The sequence below is a fragment of the Paenibacillus sp. NPDC058174 genome, assembly GCF_042883865.1.
GTDB lineage: Bacteria > Bacillota > Bacilli > Paenibacillales > Paenibacillaceae > Pristimantibacillus.
Map to the genome: position 1 here is coordinate 2,028,698 of NZ_JBHVUY010000001.1, position 19,461 is coordinate 2,048,158.

Here is a 19,461-nt window from a genome sequence, read left to right on the forward strand (position 1 = left end):
TTATCAATTTGTTATTCGGTTTCTTATAGCCTTGCAGTCCATGCAGAATCGGATTAACCCCATCCTGCATAGACGATAACCGCAGCCAAAGTCAGAACTCAGCCCCCTTTCCAGAGAGTATGAAACAAACTACCCCTTTAACGAGCCTTCCGTCAGACCTGCAATGAATTGACGCTGCATGAATAGATAGAGCAGGAAGATCGGTGCCGAGGCCAATACCACCAGTGCAAACACATCCTCCCAGTTCGTGCTGTACTGCCCGACGGCTTGAAAGATACCGGTCGTAACCGTATAGCTCTTGGTGGAGCCTAAAATAATGACCGGATTAATGAAGTCATTCCAAATCCACAAGCATAAGAAAATGACTGCCGAAGCTGTTGCCGGACGAAGCAGCGGGAATAATATTTTCCAAAAAATCGTAAATTGACTCGCTCCGTCGATCTTCGCAGATTCATCCAGCTCCCGTGAGAGCGTACGAATAAACCCAACGAATATAAAGACGGTAAACGGAACGTAAAATCCGATGTTATAAAGGATGAGACCCTGAGGCGTGAACATCAGACCGAGCTTCGCCAGCACCTTCACAAGCGGAATTAAGATGACTTGCGGCGGTATCATTAGACCTGACAGAAGCAGCAGGTAGCATACCGACAAAAAACGGTTGCTCACGCGGGCAAATACGAATGACATCATCGAGCAGAGTACAATCAGCAGCACGACTGAAACCGAAGTAATTAATACAGACGTGCCGTACGCTTTGAAAATATTAAACGAAGGCGTAACCGCCGATCGGATAAAATTGTCCAACGTCAGCCGGAACAGCGGCAGCGAAAAAGGATTGTCCAAAATATCCGCTTTTGTCTTGAATGCATTGACCGCTGCAATATAGAACGGAACGAGCAGCAATAGCGATAACGGCATGAGGAACAGATGCCTGAGATAGGATGCGAGATTTCTCCTCATAACAGCCTCTCCTCTCTTCTGCGCAAGTAGACCGTCAAGGATACCGACAGAAGGCTTACGATAATGAGCATATAGACAGCCAGACTTGCCGAGTAGCTCAGCCGGTTCGCACTAAAGCCGACCTTAACCACTTGATAGGCGATCGTTTCTGTCGCTCCAGCCGGGCCTCCGTAAGTAAGTACAGCAACACGGTCATATTCCCGCATGGAGCCTGTGAACATAAAGATAATGCTCATTGTAAAAGCGGGCGCCAGCATCGGAAACGTAATATGTCTGAACTGCTGCCAGCGATTGGCCCCGTCAATTCGAACCGCCTCGTACAGGCTGCCCGGAATCGATTGCAGACCGGCTAGATATATGACAATGATAAAGCCGGTAGACTGCCAGATGGCGAGGAATGTAATCGTTAATACAGCCAGATTCGGATTGCCGAAAAACTCGATTCGTTCCGCGCCAAGCTGCTCAAGCAAATTATTAAGCAAGCCGTTATAGCTTAAAATACTTTTCCAGATAAAGCCGACCGACACCGTGCTGAGCAGCAGCGGGAAGAAGAAGACGGAGCGGTAGAAATTCGTCATCCGGCCTTTTTTATTCAACAGAACCGCAAAAGCGATACCTAGTACATTCACGAAGAAAGTAGAAACGACCGCAATAAATAGAGTAACCAGCAAGGCGCGCCTGAAGCCTTTATCCTGAAAAGCTTCTGTGAAATTGCTTAGTCCGGCAAACTGATAGGCTGGGCTGATACCGTCCCAGTTGAAAAACGAATAATAGACTAATAGAACAATAGGGATTAGAAGAAAAGCGAAATAGATTAGAATGCCTGGTGAGAACATTAATGCATAAGACAATCGATCCTTGTTAAGCAAACCGTACCACCGCCTTAATGATGCCATTGGGAAAGGGGCGAAGCGCTCTGTCCGCCCCTTCTGCTAGCAGCTTTATTTGTTATGTTTATCCCAATAATCGTCGAGTGACTGCATGCCCTTCTCGACATCCATATCGCCGAGCATCATGTTTTGCGCCACTTTATTGTATTGATCCTGAATGCCCGCAACAGGCACTCTGCCCACTTTATTGTTCATATGCCCCACCATCGGAGGATTGTTGAGCAGCAGCTCGTAAATTTCCGTCTGCAGCGGGGACATCTCCCATTTGAGCGGATCCTTCAAGTTCGAGAACAAGGCATCGGCTTGCAGATAGCCTTTATGAGCTTCCGGATCAAGCATCATAAACTTGGCGAATTTCAGCGCCGCTTCCGGGTTCTTGCTGTTCTTGGCAACTGCGTAGCCGCCCGCATTTTCCCCGCCTAGCAAATATTGCGTACCATCTTTCGTAGGTGTTGCGAACACGCCTACTTCAAAGTCCTTCTGAGCAACGGCTTCCGCTGCGCTAAACCACGAGCCCATCGGATACATCGCACCTTTGCCCTTCAGAAACTCCTGCTCAACAGCCGTGTAGTCGATGCTCAAAGCACCTTTGTTGAAATAACCCTTTTCAATCAGATTGCTGTAGTACGTTGCTGCTTCCTTCCAGTTCGCGTCGGTGAATTTCACTTTGTTGTCGAAGCGGTCGGCATACCAGGTTTTATTGTCCTTATAGATCGTTGGAGACGTCATAACCGAGAATGTGAATCCGGCTGTCCAATCGCCTGCCGTCAGCAGCGGCGTAATGTTTTTCGCTTTCAGCTTCTCGGCAGCTGCTTCAAGCTCAGCCCATGATTTCGGCGTGGATGTAATGCCCGCTTCGGCAAACAGCTTCTTATTGTAGAAAATAAGCGATTGCGGCTGTCTGATCGCCGAAATATTGTACAGCTTGCCGTCTATCATTTCCGCTTCATAGTTGTTAATCTTCTTAATGTCATCATCGATTGGAATTTCCAGCAGCGCGTCAGCGTCTACGAACATTTGAATCGTAGCGTTCTGAACGACGTCAGGGAAGTCGCCGGATGCCAGCAGCGTTTTCAAATAGCTGTCCGGATTTCCTTCGTTCGCTGGAGGCTGAATACGTTTCACCTTAATGCCCGGGTTAGCGCTTTCAAACTTCTTGATCAAGTTATCGTAATATTCAACTGTCAGGTTTGGCGTAATCCAGGATTGAAATACGATCTCTACATCCTTGACCGCCGGTTCCTGGTTCGTCCCCTGCTCAGCTGGGCTATTATTGTTTTTGCCCCCGCAAGCCGCCAATACCGCAGCCAGCATAATTATCATACATAGTGCGAACCACTTTTTCATCTTGACCACCTCTTCGTCTCGTTTAGTATTCTCGAATCTATTATAGGAAGATGTTGTGTAACGCTGCCACAGCATAAATTCCACTTTCACTAGAGCAATTAAACTTCTTTTCACGAATAGTTCCACCTGATATCCGCAGTCTTTAGCGCTAGAGTAAAAACCATATTTTAACTGGAAAAACTGTATCTGCACGCCTCCGGGCAGTTGACAGCGCTTTATTTTTGTTCATAAAATGACGTAAGATCAACAGCGAAGGAGTCGGCTCCATGTGGATAAAAAAGCTGTATCGTGAATGGGTCGGCAGATTTATATTTCGCAAGCTGAATATAGGCATTGGTGCCGCGCTTCTTGTCATCTTTTTGCTGCTGGGCCTTGTCGTCTACAACAACTTCTACTCTATTCTGGAAAAGAAAGAGCTGGAGCTGCTAACCTTTCGCACAGAGAAGCTGAAAATTTTAATGACCGATATGATGGAACGGTTCAAGTACGATTCGATGAGCCTTTATCAGAACGGCAATATGCAGACGAGCGTGTACGAGCTGTTTCTGCCCGAAAATATTCCGGATGCGACGGAAGACAGGAAAGCGCTTTTGGAACAAAATTACATTAAAAATGTAATGACGCATATGCTCTCCCGCAATCCTTACATTTCATCCGTGATGATGTACCGCGTGCAGGATAAGCGATTGTTTATGGAGTCCCAGCAGCAAATGTACCGGTCCCGTCTTTCGTTTCCTTATGAACCGTTTTTCGAAGCCTTTCCGAAGCTTTACCGGCATCCTTATTTTGGAAGCTCGGATCAGCTGCTAGCGCCGGAAGACCCTATGTTATATATCGTCAATCCGATCTATAATCCAACAAGCATTCACCCCGACCGGGTGTACGGTTATTATCTCGTTACCTTAAATACACACACGATTGCGAACGAATTCGATACCCAAAGCTTGGATTATCGCCTCATTATTAAGCAGAAGGATAATGTGCTGCTGGACAGCAGGCCGGAGGAGCCATCCGCTTGGGATCATTCCGATGACCTCATCTCCCGGCTCTCTATTGATAAGTACGAACTCGATATTATCGGCATCAGCTATAAATCCAATTTGCAGAGCAAGCTGTCGGACATCGCTTTCCGCATTTTTATGATACTTGGGTTAAGCTGGCTTGTCTGTATCGTGATCATTCATGTCATTCAGCGGTTTATCGTGGGGCGGTTCAATCTGATGAGCAAGCATTTCAAAAAGGTGCAGCGCAATCCCTTCGCCCCGTTAATGCCTGTAAGCGGCGAGGATGAAATTAGCGATTTGATGCTGCGTTTTAACCGGATGGCCCAGGAGCTGCAGAATCATATCAGCCAGGTGTACATAGCTGAGATTCGCAAGCGTAATGCCGAATTTATCGCTTTGAAGACGCAGATTCACCCTCATTTTCTATACAATACATTGGAATCGCTGCGTATGCAGGCCGTCATTAGCGATCAGCCTTTTTTGGCAGAAAAGCTCTATCATCTGGGAAGGCTCTACCGCTGGATGCTCCAGCCTACCGATGATCTCATTTCGGTGCAGGAGGAGCTTGCGCATACCAACTACTACTTGGAGCTGCTGATGCTAGGAAAGTCCAACGTCATTGAGCTTCAAGTGACGGCAGAGCTTAATCTGGAAAACTGCTTTATGCTCAAATTCACCCTGCAGCCAGTCATTGAGAATGCGATCCAGCACGGCCTGTTGGAGCAATACGAGAACCCAGTTATTCATGTGGCGATCAAGAGAGAGTCCGAACTGCTTATTATCGAGATTCATAACAACGGCAAACCGATAACAGCAGAGGAATACGACCGCTTGCAGCAGCTGCTGCAGACGGAAAACACGTTCCCGGAGCAGCATTTAGGGCTGAAAAACATTCATGAGCGCATCAAGCATTTTTACGGCAATGAGTATGGCTTGTCGCTGCCCGCGAAGCAATCCGGCGATCAGCCGTTCCGATTATTTATGATTTTCCCCTATAAACGTTAGCCAGCTTGCATAAGGAGGCAGATTTCCGATGACCCGGCTATTAATTGTTGATGACGATCAATATATTCGCGAAGGCTTAAAGCGACTAATTAATTGGGAAGAGCTGAATGTGACGCATCTATCGGAGGCCGAGGGCGCTTATGAAGCGCTGGAGCTGATGGAGGCGAACCGGTCCCATATCGTGCTGACCGACATTCGTATGCCGAAGGGCGACGGACTTCATCTGATTGAGCAGATTAGAATGCGGAACTGGAAAACCTCGATTGTCGTGCTGAGCGGATTCAATGAATACGCCTATGTGCGGCAGGCGATGAAATATCAGGTCGAGGATTACCTGCTGAAGCCAATCGATGCCTCGGAGCTTACACAAATTATCGCATCCTGCACCGAACGGTTTCAGGGGCAATATATCGAAGAGCAAATGCAGCGTGAATCTTTCCTGCTGCTGAAAAACAACATTTTGCTGCGCTGGGCGCAAAATCGGATTCAATATGATCAGCTACGGGAGAAGCTGAAATTTCTGCAGCTGCCGCTTCTCATGAATGAGCGGTATCAAATATGCATCATCGACTGGCATGACCAGCAGGAGGGCGAGCTGACGCAAAGCGAGGAGCAATACCGCTCCTTCGCTATTCTGAATAGCGTCGAGGAGGCGCTTCAGGAAAGCGGCCGCGGCATCGCTTTTCTCAACGAATATAGGCAAATTGTTGTACTGTTCACGGATGAAAGTCAGCAGGATGCCGAATGCTTCAATGCCGGCAACGTTAGCTGGATAGCCGACCTCTCCGCTCGGTATGGGGCTATATTGAAGACGCCATGGAGCAACTATTTCGGGACAGTGACCTGCCTGCCCAATAAGCTGCATGAGTCGTATGATGAAGCACTGGCGCAGTGCAGCAGCCAACCATCCGGGGATATTCATGGGGAGATAAGCGTGATTTCTCAGAATCCGATTACGAGACAGGTCGAACGGTATGTACAGGAGCACTATAGCGAGGAGCTGTCTCTTCAGCTGCTGTCGATCCAGTTCAACGTGAACAACGTTTATTTGGGCCGGTTGTTTAAGAAGGAAACGGGGGAGTTTTTCAACGATTATCTCAACCGCGTCCGGCTGAACCATGCGAAAAAGATGCTGACCGTTACGCCGCTGAAGGCGTCGGAAATCGCGACGGCGGTCGGCTTCCTCGACCCCAACTACTTTTTCCGCAAATTCAAGCAGGTGCATGGGATCTCGCCATCGGACTATCGGCTTTCGGTGAATAATGGAGTGGAGCAGTAGATACAGGATGGCTGCTGTGCGCCAGGCTCCGCTGCACGGGGTCGCTGCGCGTGAGGGGTCGCTGCGCGTTTTGGCTCATGCTGCTATTCTTGATTCCATAGTCTCATCGTTTTCTCGATGAATATGGATAGAATCTTCAAAAAATCAGCCTGAGCTCAAAACGCTCCGCTCACCCCAGTCAACTAGGCTGTTTGCCACCAGTGTTTAGCTCTTGCATCACTTACTATAGGGATTCTGTGAATCAAAATGTAAAAGTGCAGTTTGTTTGCTGCTTTTCCTCCGATTTTGAGCATTAAAATGCAAATGTGCAGTTTGATTGGCCTAAAAAGCCTCTAAAACGTGAAATCTAGCGATTTCAACTGCACTTTTACATTTTGAAGGCGATTTTGGGCCGTTTAGGCCTGATCAAAATGCACTTTTACATTTTGTTTAGTGAGCAAGGCTAGCCTACGGATCGTATGAGAGTCAGGTTCAGCATAACGCAAGAATAAGGTTGGATTATGGAGTTCATTAAGCAATTGGATGAACGCACCATACGATTCAACGATTACTCAGCCGTTCCGCCCACTTATTTGCGAATAGTATGAGCTATTCCGAACTCGAACGCTTTAGGAGTAGAAATACACTGTCTGACGCCCAAATGTGCTGCCTTTTCCCCGGAATCAATCCTGCCTGCAACATCATCGTATACAACAAAACTGCTCCCCGGCGGAACACCGGGAAGCGGTCTAAGAAAAATATTAAGCCTTCAACTCCAGCATAACAGGCACATGAGGCTCCAGCTTGAGCTCGATTGCACCGTCCCTCACGGTATAATCGTGAAGGAGTTCTTTACCGTTTTTCGTTAGGCGGTATACGGAGTAATCGGCTGCCAGCCAGCTCTCCGGCAGCGGCCATGCCCGGGTGACGCCATGCCTGCTGTACGCATAGATCCGGTTATCCGTCGGAATGAAGCGGTCGTGGTTTTCTGCGATGACCAGTGAACCCCATTTCACGGCGAGCTGCTCATTCTTTTTATCGATATTAACTGTAACGCCATCGCTGAACCGCATCATTACGCTGTGCTCATCCTCCCGCATCTCCACCATTTCTCTTTCCAAGTAGAAACGGTACAGCATGGAGCCTAGGTAAATAATATCGACAACCTGATTCCAATTATCATGGAAGGCCGTCGATTGCACCATCTCGCCTTCAAGGCGGGTAGGCTCGCCCCGGTACAAAATATCGGCATCGATGGAGGCCCCTTTGCCCCATGCGACTGCGTTCAGATCAACGCTGCCGCCGCCGACAATTTTGCCATGATACATTTGTGAAGGAGAGAAATGCCAGTACGCGCTGAAAACTCCGCTGTCCTCGATCGGCATGCCGTTCTGACCTTCAGTCGACACGTCGATTCCTCTCTCATTAAAATAGGCAATAATCGGCTTCATGCCGCACACGAGTTCTTCCAACGGCCCAATATATCCATCTGCATCCCAGCTTGTATTCGTATTTCTGAACGCATCCAAATGTACCGTCTTCTCCACAGGAACAAGCTCCAGAAATTGCTTCAGCCGCTCGAATGCGTGACCGCTCTCCACATCCTTTGTATGGGAGATGTGATATACCCACTGCTCGAGATCCAGCCATACACGCGCCGCTCCATCCGGATCACGGCTCAGATTGGCAGGGTTCCAATCCGGTGAATCTTCATAAGCATCATCCACATTAATATGATAGCTGATCGTACAATTATATTGCTCTTTAGCAGTTTGAATAAGCTCCAGCAGCTCCTCGCGTGCTCTGTCCGGGTTCACTGCCAGCTTCGGATTAATCACATTTAGCGAAGGATACCCCGTATCATGCCCGTCGAATTGCCAGCCGACCAGATAGACGATTTGCGGAACGCCGCCGGTAATATGATGAATTTGGCGGATGATGTCCAGCGTTTCCTGGAACGTTGTAAGTACGCCGCGTTTTCTTTCTGCACAAAACACTTTGTACCAGATCGCTTCTTTATAGATCCGATTCGCATCCGGGAACTTCCGGTTCAGCCATAGCTGGTAATCGCATTCGTCCGCCTTGCCGTCGCCGTTGCTGTCCGTCAGAAAAACGACGCTCATTTCCAGCGGCTCCATCACCTCATCGCGCACCCGGTACTGATACGTATTTGGCATAATCGCATAGGAATCCGCCCGGCCCGTATACTTGCCGCTGCCCGAAGCCTCGCTCAGAAGAGGAGTAACGGGATAATTAGTATGGACGAAGCAGCAAAGCTCATCATTGAACAAGCAAGTATGCATCGTCGGTACAGCAGCTAGATCCGGAACCGAATCGCTAATAAGCTCCTTGACCTGTCTCCGGTCGTACAGCCCCCGGCCCCCGGTCGGAATTAATCGCCAGCTCTTGGCATGAATCTCAGTTCGGGCATAGGAATAACTGCTATCGCTACAGGCAAGCAGGGGCTGTTCCAACCAATCGATCGTCTGCAGCCACTGCGAATGGTCCTCCGCCACCTTTAACGTGACCCGTACCTCATTCTGCTCCAGCTGATAGTTCACAGAAATCTCCAGATCAAATTCTCTCAATCTCATCTGATAGGCAACCACAGCACTGCCAGGATCATACGCCGCTGCAATCTCCCACTGCTCCCAAGAAACTGCATTACCGTTCAGCGCCCACTTGCCGTCAGAACCGCTGCCGTTCATCCTTGCACCGGTCTTTTTATGCACATACTGCTTAATCCCCGGCCAGTCATACAGCTCTACTCTTAGATCCTCATTCTCCAAAATATACATGCTATATCCTCCTTCTGACAGCAAAGGAGAGGGCAGCGCCCAGCTCTCCGCCCTCTCCTTACCCGTTCTCCCTATTGATTCGCAAGCTTTGCTTTATTATTCGCGTATTGCTTCGTGTACTCGTTCTCCAGCTTCACAATGCCGATGCTATCCGCAACACTCATCATTTCACTGTAGAGGGAGTCAAGCTCCGTCTCCGACTTCGCGAATACAAGCTTCGTCAAATAATCGGCACGCAGCGTATTGATTTTGGCTTCAATAACGCCCACTTCACTTGTGCTGTCGATTGTAAAGTTGAATTCAGGGAAAAACTTCATTTTCGGAGACATCAGCTTATCGTAAGCTAATTTATCCGGGTCCTGCGGATTCCAGAAAACGGTATTCGATACGGCCCAGTTCGCTACCAGCATAATAGGCTCGCCCATTCCCGCTTGCTTCCAGGAGCCGCTCCAATCCTTGCTCAGCTCATCGTTGAAGCCGGTTGTAAAGCTTGGTTTGCCTTGCGGGAAATAGTTGTTCGGAACCGATTGGTCATAATAGAAATGAGGCCCGCTTTCCAGACTTTTGAAATCATCCTTGCCTGCCCCTTCTACACCGAAGAAAAAGTCGGCTTGGCCTTCTTTGGATGCCGCATATTCCAGCAGTTTAATGGTACGCTCCGGGTTTTTGTTGCTTTTCGGAATGACAAGAGCCATCCAGCCCTTCGGAATCGTCGGGTACATATAGGTGGAGAATGGCGACAGCATCTCAAAGCTTGTGTTCGGATTGTCCTTTGGCGCCGCATTGTTTTTGGCAGCCGAGTTTTGAGCCGATACGATAACCGAGCCCGCCGCAACCTTCTGCGCGGTAACCTCGCCAGTGTTAACGAAGGATTCCTTCGTAAGCAAGCCTTTGCTCGCCATCGCATTCGCGAATTTAATCATTTCCTTGTACTGCGGGTTATGAAGCTTATGCTGAACTTTGTCACCGTTTACATAATAGTCTTCAATTCCGAATTGCGGCAAAAACCAGCCCAAGTCTTTCGAATGCTGCCCTTTATCGCCCAAATACGGAATTTTGTCGGGATGATTTTTGGCCATTTGCTGGAGCGCATCTAGAAATTTCTCCGGGGTCGAAGTGTCCGGACGGCCGATTTCATCATAATAATCCTTCCGGACTACGAACTGAGGCAGCCAAACCGGCGCCAGTCCGCCGTTCGCCTTCGCTTCCTCTAAATACTTTTTCGTCTGATAGCCGGAAATGAGCTTGTAGGTTTTGCCGTCTTTCTCTTTAAAATTGGTCAGTAATTCCTCGCCGTATTGCTCGTCCAGTATTTTACGCAGGTTTGGCGCATATTTGTCGATCAGCTCATCCATCGAATACAAATAACCGCCGTCGATTAGCTGATTGAGCATTTTATTTTCTTTATCGACCACCATCAGATCCGGCAGGCTGTTGCTTGCGATCATCAATGAAATATCTTTGCCGTCGCCGTCATCCTGAACCGGCTTTTTCACATTAAAGCTGATGCCCGTCTTGGCAGTAATCCGTTTCGCGCCCGCTCCAGTCCAATCGCTATACCACGACCGGTCGGAATAAAGATCGAGCGTAATCACGCCTTCGCTGCTTTCCCCATTTGTCCCGGGCGATGCGCTTGGATTAGCGTTACCGTTATTTTTGCTTGCACATCCTGCCAGCATGGCAACCAGCAGACTAGCGATCAATAACGCCGGTATTGATTTTTTCATAGTAAAATACCTCCCCTATGTTTTTATATCTAAAAGGTCGTAAACGATAGACCTTATGATACCCTATTTAAGCTTTGATAGCCCCGACCATCATGCCTTGAACGAAATACTTTTGAATAAAAGGATAGACGATCGTAATGGGCAATACCGTGACGATTAACGTCGCGTACTTAATCGCAAGCAAGGTCGACAGCGGATCGGTCCGCATATTAGGCGGAAGGTTCTGCATGTTGTCGATAATAGCCGTATCGGATAACATCCGGACGATAATCGTTGGCAGTGTCCATAGCTGCTGGTTGGATACAAAGTACGCGGAGCTGAACCAGTCATTCCAGTGATTGACCGCTACAAACAAAGCGACGGTAGCAAGAACCGGCTTCGACAATGGCAAAATAATTCGTGTGAAAATATAAAAGTCACCAGCCCCGTCCACCTTCGCGGACTCTTCCAGCTCTTTCGGCATTTGCCGGAAAAAAGCCATAAACAACAAAGCGTTAAAAATATTGAACAAGGACGGAATAATATACACCCAGAAGGAATTGAGCAGATGTACCTTTTGCAGCAGCAAGTAATTCGGAATCAATCCGCCGCTCACATACATCGTAACCAGCCCCACTAAGGAATAGGCTTTTCTGTACAGCAGCCGTTCCTTGGACAGCGCGTATGCCCCCATTGCAGTGAACAATACGCCCGTAACCGTACCGATAAGAGTGCGGGCAACCGTTACGAGAAAGGAATTCAATAGCTGATCATCTAGAAAAATGACGCTGTAATTCGACAATGTAAATTGTCGCGGGAACAGGTACAGCTGGCCGCTGGCCGCATCCACCGGGTCATTCAATGAATAGATAAGCAAATAATAAAGCGGGTAAAAGGTCGCTATAAAAGCGATTAAACCAACGATTATTACGGTAACGTTCACGATCTTGTCTTCTCGCGTCAGCTTTATAGGTGAACGCATCGCAGTCACTCCCATCAGTAATTTTAGAATAAGCGGTTGCCGGATACTTTGCCGGAGAACCAGTTCGCGAACAATACGAGCAGCAGCGACATTACAGCTTGGAACAGGCTGACTGCGGTGGCATAGGAATAGCGGGTAAGCTCCAATCCCATTTGCAAAGAATAATACTCAATGACGTAGGATGATTCTTTGTTAAATGAATTGCCAAGCAGAATGGAATGATCCAGATTGCCGGTAAACAACGTGCCGATTTTCAAAATAAACAATATCGCGAACAAAGGAATGAGGTTAGGCAGCGTAATGTGAATGATCCGTTTGATTCGCCCAGCCCCGTCCATCATTGCTGCTTCATAGAGATCGGGATTAATGCCCGCAACGGCAGCCAGGAAGATGATCGCTCCCCATCCGGTCTCCTTCCAGATGCTCACCAGCAAGGATAACGGCCGAAACAGATCCGGGTCCGTCCAAAACTCGATCGGATGCTGAATCAATTGGAGTGTCAGCAGTGACTGATTGACGACTCCCTGGGAGTCGAGCAAAATAATCCACATGGAAGCGACCATCGCAAATGAAATAAAATGCGGCAAATAGCTTGTCGTTTGCAGTATTTTTCTAAACCGTACAAATGGAATTTCATTGATCAGCAGTGCAAACAGCAACGGCGCGGGAAATACGACCAGCAAATAAAACAAGCTTAGGATGACCGTGTTCTTCATCGCCATATAGAAAGTGGGGTCCGAGAACATTTCCTTGAAGTGACTCAGCCCGACAAACTCGCTTCCCGTAAATCCGGAAATGATTTTAAAATCCTGAAAAGCGATAATGTTGCCCGCCAGCGGAATATAGGCGAATATGAGCAGAAAGAGCATGCAGGGCAAAATCATCATTTGCAACGTTAGTTGTGATTTGAATATTTTCCAGGTTCGATTGCTCTTTGGTTTCAATGATGCATCCAGTTCCTTCATTGCATTCCCCTCCTGTAAACAGGATACCAGCGGGGCTAATAGCTGCCTATGAGACAACTCTAAGCTTTACTGTTATAAATCTAAGGAATCACCCTACCTCCTGTAAAACATAAAAAAGACCCATGCACTATGCATGGATCTCCCTCAACTTTGGACTGCCTGCCATCTAGACAGACACTCCGCTTATTCTATTTGGACATTAGCCGTCCGTCCGTTTTTTCGTTTGTTCGTTTATTCGTTTGTTGGTCAGCTATCAAGCTCCGTTGTATCTTCAGGCAATACAGGATGCCAGAGAATGATTGTCGTTCCTTTGTTGATCTCGCTTTCGATTTCCAAACCATATGCGTCTCCGAAGTAATGCCTTAACCGTTCATGGACATTGATTAGCCCAAGCCCGCCCTCGCGGTCATGTCTCGTTCCTGCAGCAAGATCAAGCAGCGTTTGCCGCATTTCTTCCGGAATGCCCGGTCCGTTGTCGGTAATCCGGAAACAAATGCCGTGCTCCTCCAGCCCGCCTTGAATTAAGATCATGCCTGCATCCCCTTTGTCCGCAATGCCATGCCGGATCGCATTCTCTACCAGCGGCTGAAGCACAAGACGCATGAACGGCAGATTTAGGATCTCCTCCTCGATCATGTAAGTGATACGAACGAGGCTCGACTGTCTCACTTTTTCGATATTTACATAGGCTTTCAACAGCTCCAGCTCTCTGCGCACATTCGTAATTTCCTTGCCTCCGTTTAAGCTCAGACGGAACAAAGAGCCTAGCGAGCTGACAATTTCGCTAATCTCACCGATATGATGCGCTTCGGCTTTCCAGCGGATCGTATCGAGCGTGTTGTATAGAAAATGAGGATTGATCTGGTAAGCCAGTACTTGAAATTCCAGCTGTTTTTTCCGCTTCTCCGACTCCTTCGTCTCTTTAAGCAGCTTGTTGATTTCCCCGATCATATTGTGCATGCCGCGATAGAGCCAGCCGACCTCATCGCTTCTCTCCACCAGCTTCGTGCTGGACAAGCTGTCTTCCTTGAAGTTGTTTCTGGCCAGCACCTTCATCTGCCGGACCAGGGATGAGATCGGACTCGTATATTTCACCGTCAGGTATCCGGCAAGAAAAATGGACAGCAGGAAATAGAAAATCAGGAATGCCAGTGTCAATTTGTTCAAGACGGCAACGGGGTTGTTCAAATCCTTAAGCGGCACAATGCTGACCAGCCTAAGCTCGCCATCCATTACAGCGGAAGCGCTAATGAGTGAGCTTTTGCCCTCATAATTCATCGTCTTTGACACCTGCGAAGCAAGCAACACAGGCTTTAAGCTGTCCTCGATCTCCCCATACTTATCGTCAGTACTGTAGATGACTTCATTGTTTTTGTTGACCAGCATCAGCTTCTGATTGTCCAACTGCTTGACGGGGTATATAAACTCGGCAAGAATGGAAGGCCGGATCTCCATCACGACGATGCCGAGCGGCTGGAAGGTCTTTAAGCTGTGAAGCCGCTTCACGCTGCCAAGCGCCGATTGAACGAACTGGCTGGAATGATCCTCCGTCCCGAATACTTTCCAGAAAGACCGGCCGTTAGCCACGATGTCTTCGAACCATGGCACCTGATCCATAGCTGCGACATCATAGGCCGACTTCATGTAGACCGGATGCTCGTCCGGACGAAGCGGAAACAGGCGGATTTTAAACAGCTTATTGGCATAATTCAAAGTGTCGGTATACGCGATTAGCTTATTGGCATAATCGATCTCGTCAATTTGCCCGTTTAATTCGTCATTGAATAACGTCTGCATGTCATCCGACGCCATAATTTTGTCCTGCTCGTTCCTTACGTAATAAAAGAAGTTGTCCAAGTTTTTGCCGGTCTGCACAACCGAATCCAAATTGCTGTTATGAATCGTCTTCTCCGATTTGGACAACGCAATATAACCGACCAGCGCAAAGGGAATGGCGATCAGAATAAAGAACACGAACATAAACCGGTATCTCATCGACATTGGATAACGAAGCCAGCGCTTAATCATTCCCGTCAATCCCCTTTAAGTTACGGTATTCATTGGGGGTATAGCCGAATTTCTTTTTGAACAGCTTGGAAAAATAGACGGTATCCCGGTAGCCCACCTCGCTGCTAATCTGGTAAATTTTCAGGGAGACATCCTGCAGCAGCTCTTTCGCCTTCTCCATCCGGAGATGCGTAACATAATCCAGAAAAGTCATGCCGACATTCTTTTTGAACAACGTGCTGAGCCATTCTGGCGACAAATAGACATAATCTGCAACCATCTGGACTGTAATCGGCTCCGAAAAATGCTCCTGTATATATTGCTCGGCTTTTTGCAAAATCTGATTGCGCGGACTTCCCTGCAGCTCGGCATTCACCTTCAGCAAGTAATCGAGCACCAGCAAATGGAGTGCTTCTACCGTATCGAAGGCTTCGATTTTCTCCCATACCAGCAGAGGCTTTTTGCGCCACTCCTCGTTTTTCCATCCCAATCTTCTCGCATCGTCAAACACTTCTAGCAGCCATTCGAACACGAGATGATGCACGTCCCGCAGCAGACTAACGCCCCTCTCCCGAACCATGACGGGAAACAGCGACATCGCCTCCCGGACATCATGCTCCTCGCCATGCTTCAGCAAATCTGCCAGCGCCTTCGTCTCCAGCAGCAGATCGACGTCCCGGAACGCATTCAACGCTTCCAGCTCAAGCTCATTAGCCGCTTCCGCATCACCATATATTTTGGTCTGTGTTAACCGCTCCAGCGCGTCTTTATATAAATCCGGGAGCGTCTCCATCATTCCCTCCGGCGTCATGACGATCGTTGCCGTAACTTTCACATATTTCTTAATCCGGGAAGCGATCGTCGTTTTGAATGTACGAATCCAGTTGGCGAATGCCGACGAAGAGCCTTGAGGCACCCTGAACAAAACGACCCACTGGTCTTCAGATACATTACGAAAACGCACATAACGGCCGGCTTGCGCGGCTTGCTCCAGCAGTGAATGCTCCAATACATTGCCCATCGCAAACATAATCCGGTTCTGCTCCGTCGATGAATAGCCCTGATGGACGTAAGATTTCAAATTATCCGCCTCAAGCAGCAATAGCATCAGCTTATCGGAGCCGATCCAGCCGATGTCATATTGATCCAGCAAATGAGGGAGGGATAGCGCTGCACTGCCGCGTGCAGCCTGCTCAACCATCTCCTGCAGCATGTTCTCCCGCAGCTTAGGCATCGCATCCTCCATGATGCTCAGGCTGTGCTGCTGCTTTTCCTCCTTCTCCAACAGTAACAGCGCTTTCATAACCACCTGACCCAACTCCGTCATGTTGACCGGCTTTAACAGAAAATCGACGACCCCATAGCTCATCGCTTTGCGTGCGTATTGAAAATCGTCGTAGCCGCTAATAATAATGACTTTCCCGTCAAAGGCCAGCTCTTCATACAGCTTCTGTATTAATTCGAGACCCGACATATGCTTCATCCGAATATCTGTAATGATCAGCCGGATGTCAGGCCTTTTCCTCACGATATCCATAGCTGTGTGTCCGTCATCAGCTTCATGAAGAGGGCCAATATTTAATTCCCGCCACATCGGATGACTGCACAGACCGCTCCGAATTTCCTTCTCATCCTCCACGATAAGCACTTTACCCAGATCGCTCACCTCTCTCGCTGCTCACTCGTCTATTGCTATGATGATTAAAATATCAGCCCTTATTCATTAAGTCAAACGGCATATTGTTTTTATCCGGCATTCGCAGCGGCTGTACCAGCAAAGAAAAAAAGAGCTCTGAAGGCGAATCACGCCATCAGAGCTCTTGCTTTTATCACACCGTACCGTTCGTTAGAACGTAATCTGGTACAGCTTCGATTCCCGGCCGGCAAGCGACAGCTTCAGCTTGCCCGCTTCATCCTGAACCGGTTTATTCGTCCACATATCGGAGATTTTGTAGTTCCCGCTAATTCCTGCGCGGGCAAGATCTACCGTCTTCTCCGCTCCGTCTTTGCTGAAGTTGAATACGGCCAAGTAATAAGTACCGTTATCCTCCAGCACGTACGTATCCGACGCTGCTGCTCCTGTGTTGCCTTCCACCGTCCGGAACGCTTTACCTTTTACAGCCAGCTCGTTAATCCGGGGATTCGTCAGCAGTTGCTTCATCAGCTTCTGCGATTCCGGCTTATTCACGTCATCGGAGCTGAAATATACAGTACCGGAGATGACCGCAGCATTCACCCGCGTCTGCGAGCCTTCGAATGTCTCGCCCTTTTCCAGCGTCATATAGTCCGGATCGGTATACGGGTAGATCGTGCCGTTCTGCCACCAGCCATAGGTTAAGCTGTTCAACTGATACTCGGTCGTTCCGATCGAGCCGTCGATATCACAGGAAATCCGCCGGCTGTGCGCGTACTGGCTCGGGAATATCGGAGCAATCGAGGCGCTGATAAACATCGTGCCATCCAGCTGCTCCAACAGGTAAGCCATGCCTTCGTTGTAGGCCTGTATTCCCGTTTGCGCATTTTTATTATAATGCTCGCCTTCCAGCGTCGCATGCGTCAAGAAATCCAGCTTGAGAAATTCAAAGCCGTCCGCCTTGAACTTTGCGATATCATGATCGATCTTCATCTTCGTCCCAGGATGCGTCGGATCAAGAGCAATTCCCATCTGATACGGAACGATCTTGCCTTCGCTGTCCTTGAGGGCAATATCGCCGTACGTATACTTGCCGTTCGTCCCCTCTACCTCTTGGAGGAAATTTTTGCCCCAATAGACGAACGGAGTATGGTAGGAGCCTGCCTTCTGGCCGTTCTTATGAATGGTCGAGACAACATCCTTAATCTGCTCATGCGTCAGATTATCCCAGAAAGAATCCATGTTAATGTAAATATTTCCTTCATTGTTAAATGAAGAGTTTTGAATATGCTTATGAAAGAAATTCGATACATCGATCATTTTGTCATACGACAAATGCTCGGCATAAGCGCCCCAGCTGTTCCACCCTACTGGCACGCCTTTCGGTATGTTTGATCCGAAGCTGAGCGGAGGAGCAACGGCTGCATTCGCCCGCCCGTATTCCTCCATTCCGTCCCGGTAGTCGTTGTAAAATCCAACGAATACTTGAGGGGAACGGAGCGTCGTTCCTGAAATTTTGCCATGCTCCAGCGTATCGTAGGTGACGCTTTTGGAGGTGAAGCCTCCATATACCTGCAATTTGTTCAACCGGTCGTCCGAGCCGCTCCAGTGAATGCCCGTCTTCCAAGTATCATGCGAGACTGAGCCCATAATGAGTCCGTTGCGGCTAACATTGTCAAAGACCGCCGTCACTTCGGAGCTAATATTCCGTTCCGTATTCAAGCTCGTATTGATCGTCTTGGAAGCAAAACGGGCAAAAGCATCGTTATCGAAAGGCACAATTAATACCCGGTTATCCTCGTATTGCCCGATATCGACTCCGCCCTCGGTATCAAGCACGACAGGCGCCATATAGTTGCTGCTCAGCGGCTCATTGCCGCTCACTTCTTCCTCGGTTACGAAGTAGCCGATTTTCTCATAAATGTAATAATGCTGATCGAAGGACGGCAGACCTTCCTTCTCATTGCGGATCGTCAGCTTGATCCCCTTGCCGTGACCATCCTCTACCGGAGCGATCCCATCCCGCAACAACTGATGAGCGTCGTACTCATAGCTGTTCAGCAGCTTGTCGTCCTGCTTGAAGCTGCTGTATACCCCTTTGGCAATGATGCGGCCATTCCAAGAATAAGCCGCTAAGCCGTTCGAAGTATTGTACAGAATCTGATAGGCACCGTTATCGATCGTCAGACCATTCGTATGCTGAACGACCTTAATGGACCCGTACTCCTGTGCAGACACCTGCTCGCCAATATTGCCGGAGTCACCCCAGACTGTTCTCGGGTTTTGTCCTTCCGTGACGCTAGGCGCCTTCTTCAGGACAATCCGGTCCAGATTGGGCGAATACCAGTCTCCGTCCGAGAATAGAAGAACGTTGCTGCCGGCATTCAGCTTTACGGCTACATCATAGGTGCCAACCGATTCCCAGTCGTCCTTCGCTACGGCCGGCAAATCATATTTCTCCGACTCTCCGCCATTCACGCCTACGTAGAAGGAACGCGGATCACCGGAAATATAATGGATGGTGACGACGTAGTCGCCTGCTTCCGGAACTTCAACCCCATTGAATTGCACGGACCCGCCTTCGAATAGGCCGCCAACCTGTTTTCCTCCAGAGCATGGAGCACAATCCGCTATATTCGTGTGCGGCCCTTTCAATGTGTTGGCAAGGTCCTGCGCCTCATAAGCATACACAACCTCAGCAGTTTCCGGCATTGGGGAACTCTCCTCCTCTACGCTCTCATTCTGAACAACCGGGATTTCCTCTTTCGTCTGCCCCGGAACAGCGATCCGGTAAATAACGAATGATATACCGATGACGACAAGCAGAGCCGCAAAGTATCGCGTCCACCTTTGTCTGTTCAACTGCATCACCTTTCCCTTTCTGTATTGCGATACTTGGCTGC

12 protein-coding genes are annotated in these 19,461 nt (G+C 48.7%); 2 read left to right on the top strand and 10 right to left on the bottom strand.

What is annotated here, in order from left to right:
- Window positions 1-129 precede the first annotated feature (129 nt).
- Genes ACFVVF_RS09165 through ACFVVF_RS09175 form a run of 3 tightly spaced genes read right to left on the bottom strand, consistent with a single transcriptional unit; the run spans window position 130 to window position 3,314 of the window.
- A complete protein-coding gene (locus tag ACFVVF_RS09165; protein WP_387807460.1) occupies window positions 130-963 on the bottom strand; it encodes a carbohydrate ABC transporter permease in 834 nt (277 codons plus the stop codon).
- The gene (locus tag ACFVVF_RS09170; protein ID WP_387807462.1) at window positions 960-1,859 is read right to left on the bottom strand and encodes a carbohydrate ABC transporter permease; all 900 of its coding nucleotides are present in this window, start codon (window positions 1,857-1,859) and stop codon (window positions 960-962) included. Before ACFVVF_RS09170 ends, ACFVVF_RS09165 begins: the two co-directional genes overlap by 4 nt.
- Window positions 1,860-1,904: 45 nt before the next feature.
- Window positions 1,905-3,314, bottom strand: coding sequence for an ABC transporter substrate-binding protein (locus ACFVVF_RS09175; protein WP_387807465.1), 1,410 nt, complete (start codon window positions 3,312-3,314; stop codon window positions 1,905-1,907).
- Window positions 3,315-3,466: 152 nt separating this feature from the next.
- Between ACFVVF_RS09175 and ACFVVF_RS09180 the strand changes: the two genes are divergently transcribed.
- Complete coding sequence (locus ACFVVF_RS09180; RefSeq protein WP_387807467.1) at window positions 3,467-5,209, top strand: sensor histidine kinase; 1,743 nt, start codon at window positions 3,467-3,469, stop codon at window positions 5,207-5,209.
- Between the two features lie 28 nt (window positions 5,210-5,237).
- Window positions 5,238-6,488 carry a response regulator transcription factor gene (locus ACFVVF_RS09185; RefSeq protein ID WP_387807470.1) on the top strand — a complete coding sequence of 417 codons (1,251 nt, stop codon included), beginning with the start codon at window positions 5,238-5,240 and terminating at the stop codon, window positions 6,486-6,488.
- A gap of 740 nt (window positions 6,489-7,228) precedes the next feature.
- Here ACFVVF_RS09185 and ACFVVF_RS09190 read toward each other — a convergent pair.
- From ACFVVF_RS09190 to ACFVVF_RS09220, 7 genes are all read right to left on the bottom strand, one after another.
- Window positions 7,229-9,265: an endo-alpha-N-acetylgalactosaminidase family protein gene (locus ACFVVF_RS09190; protein WP_387807472.1), complete on the bottom strand. Its 2,037-nt coding sequence runs from the start codon at window positions 9,263-9,265 to the stop codon at window positions 7,229-7,231.
- 71 nt (window positions 9,266-9,336) lie between these two features.
- Window positions 9,337-10,992: an extracellular solute-binding protein gene (locus ACFVVF_RS09195; RefSeq protein WP_387807474.1), complete on the bottom strand. Its 1,656-nt coding sequence runs from the start codon at window positions 10,990-10,992 to the stop codon at window positions 9,337-9,339.
- Between the two features lie 67 nt (window positions 10,993-11,059).
- The gene (locus tag ACFVVF_RS09200; RefSeq protein WP_387807477.1) at window positions 11,060-11,953 is read right to left on the bottom strand and encodes a carbohydrate ABC transporter permease; all 894 of its coding nucleotides are present in this window, start codon (window positions 11,951-11,953) and stop codon (window positions 11,060-11,062) included.
- A 23-nt stretch (window positions 11,954-11,976) separates the two neighbouring features.
- The gene (locus ACFVVF_RS09205; RefSeq protein WP_387807480.1) at window positions 11,977-12,918 is read right to left on the bottom strand and encodes an ABC transporter permease; all 942 of its coding nucleotides are present in this window, start codon (window positions 12,916-12,918) and stop codon (window positions 11,977-11,979) included.
- Between the two features lie 246 nt (window positions 12,919-13,164).
- Window positions 13,165-14,946, bottom strand: a complete 1,782-nt coding sequence (locus ACFVVF_RS09210; protein ID WP_387807483.1) for a cache domain-containing sensor histidine kinase — start codon at window positions 14,944-14,946, stop codon at window positions 13,165-13,167.
- Window positions 14,939-16,591, bottom strand: coding sequence for a helix-turn-helix domain-containing protein (locus ACFVVF_RS09215; protein WP_387807485.1), 1,653 nt, complete (start codon window positions 16,589-16,591; stop codon window positions 14,939-14,941). Before ACFVVF_RS09215 ends, ACFVVF_RS09210 begins: the two co-directional genes overlap by 8 nt.
- 180 nt (window positions 16,592-16,771) lie before the next feature.
- Window positions 16,772-19,420 carry a carbohydrate-binding protein gene (locus ACFVVF_RS09220; protein ID WP_387807488.1) on the bottom strand — a complete coding sequence of 883 codons (2,649 nt, stop codon included), beginning with the start codon at window positions 19,418-19,420 and terminating at the stop codon, window positions 16,772-16,774.
- Between the last annotated feature and the right edge of the window lie 41 nt (window positions 19,421-19,461).

Excerpts from the sequence above, each read along its gene's own strand:
- ACFVVF_RS09170 (WP_387807462.1), bottom strand. The coding sequence starts at position 1,859 with ATGGCATCATTAAGGCGGTGGTACGGTTTGCTTAACAAGGATCGATTG.
- ACFVVF_RS09210 (WP_387807483.1), bottom strand. The coding sequence starts at position 14,946 with ATGATTAAGCGCTGGCTTCGTTATCCAATGTCGATGAGATACCGGTTT.
- ACFVVF_RS09180 (WP_387807467.1), top strand. The coding sequence starts at position 3,467 with ATGTGGATAAAAAAGCTGTATCGTGAATGGGTCGGCAGATTTATATTT.
- ACFVVF_RS09205 (WP_387807480.1), bottom strand. The coding sequence starts at position 12,918 with ATGAAGGAACTGGATGCATCATTGAAACCAAAGAGCAATCGAACCTGG.
- ACFVVF_RS09185 (WP_387807470.1), top strand. The coding sequence starts at position 5,238 with ATGACCCGGCTATTAATTGTTGATGACGATCAATATATTCGCGAAGGC.
- ACFVVF_RS09190 (WP_387807472.1), bottom strand. The coding sequence starts at position 9,265 with ATGTATATTTTGGAGAATGAGGATCTAAGAGTAGAGCTGTATGACTGG.
- ACFVVF_RS09200 (WP_387807477.1), bottom strand. The coding sequence starts at position 11,953 with ATGCGTTCACCTATAAAGCTGACGCGAGAAGACAAGATCGTGAACGTT.
- ACFVVF_RS09165 (WP_387807460.1), bottom strand. The coding sequence starts at position 963 with ATGAGGAGAAATCTCGCATCCTATCTCAGGCATCTGTTCCTCATGCCG.
- ACFVVF_RS09195 (WP_387807474.1), bottom strand. The coding sequence starts at position 10,992 with ATGAAAAAATCAATACCGGCGTTATTGATCGCTAGTCTGCTGGTTGCC.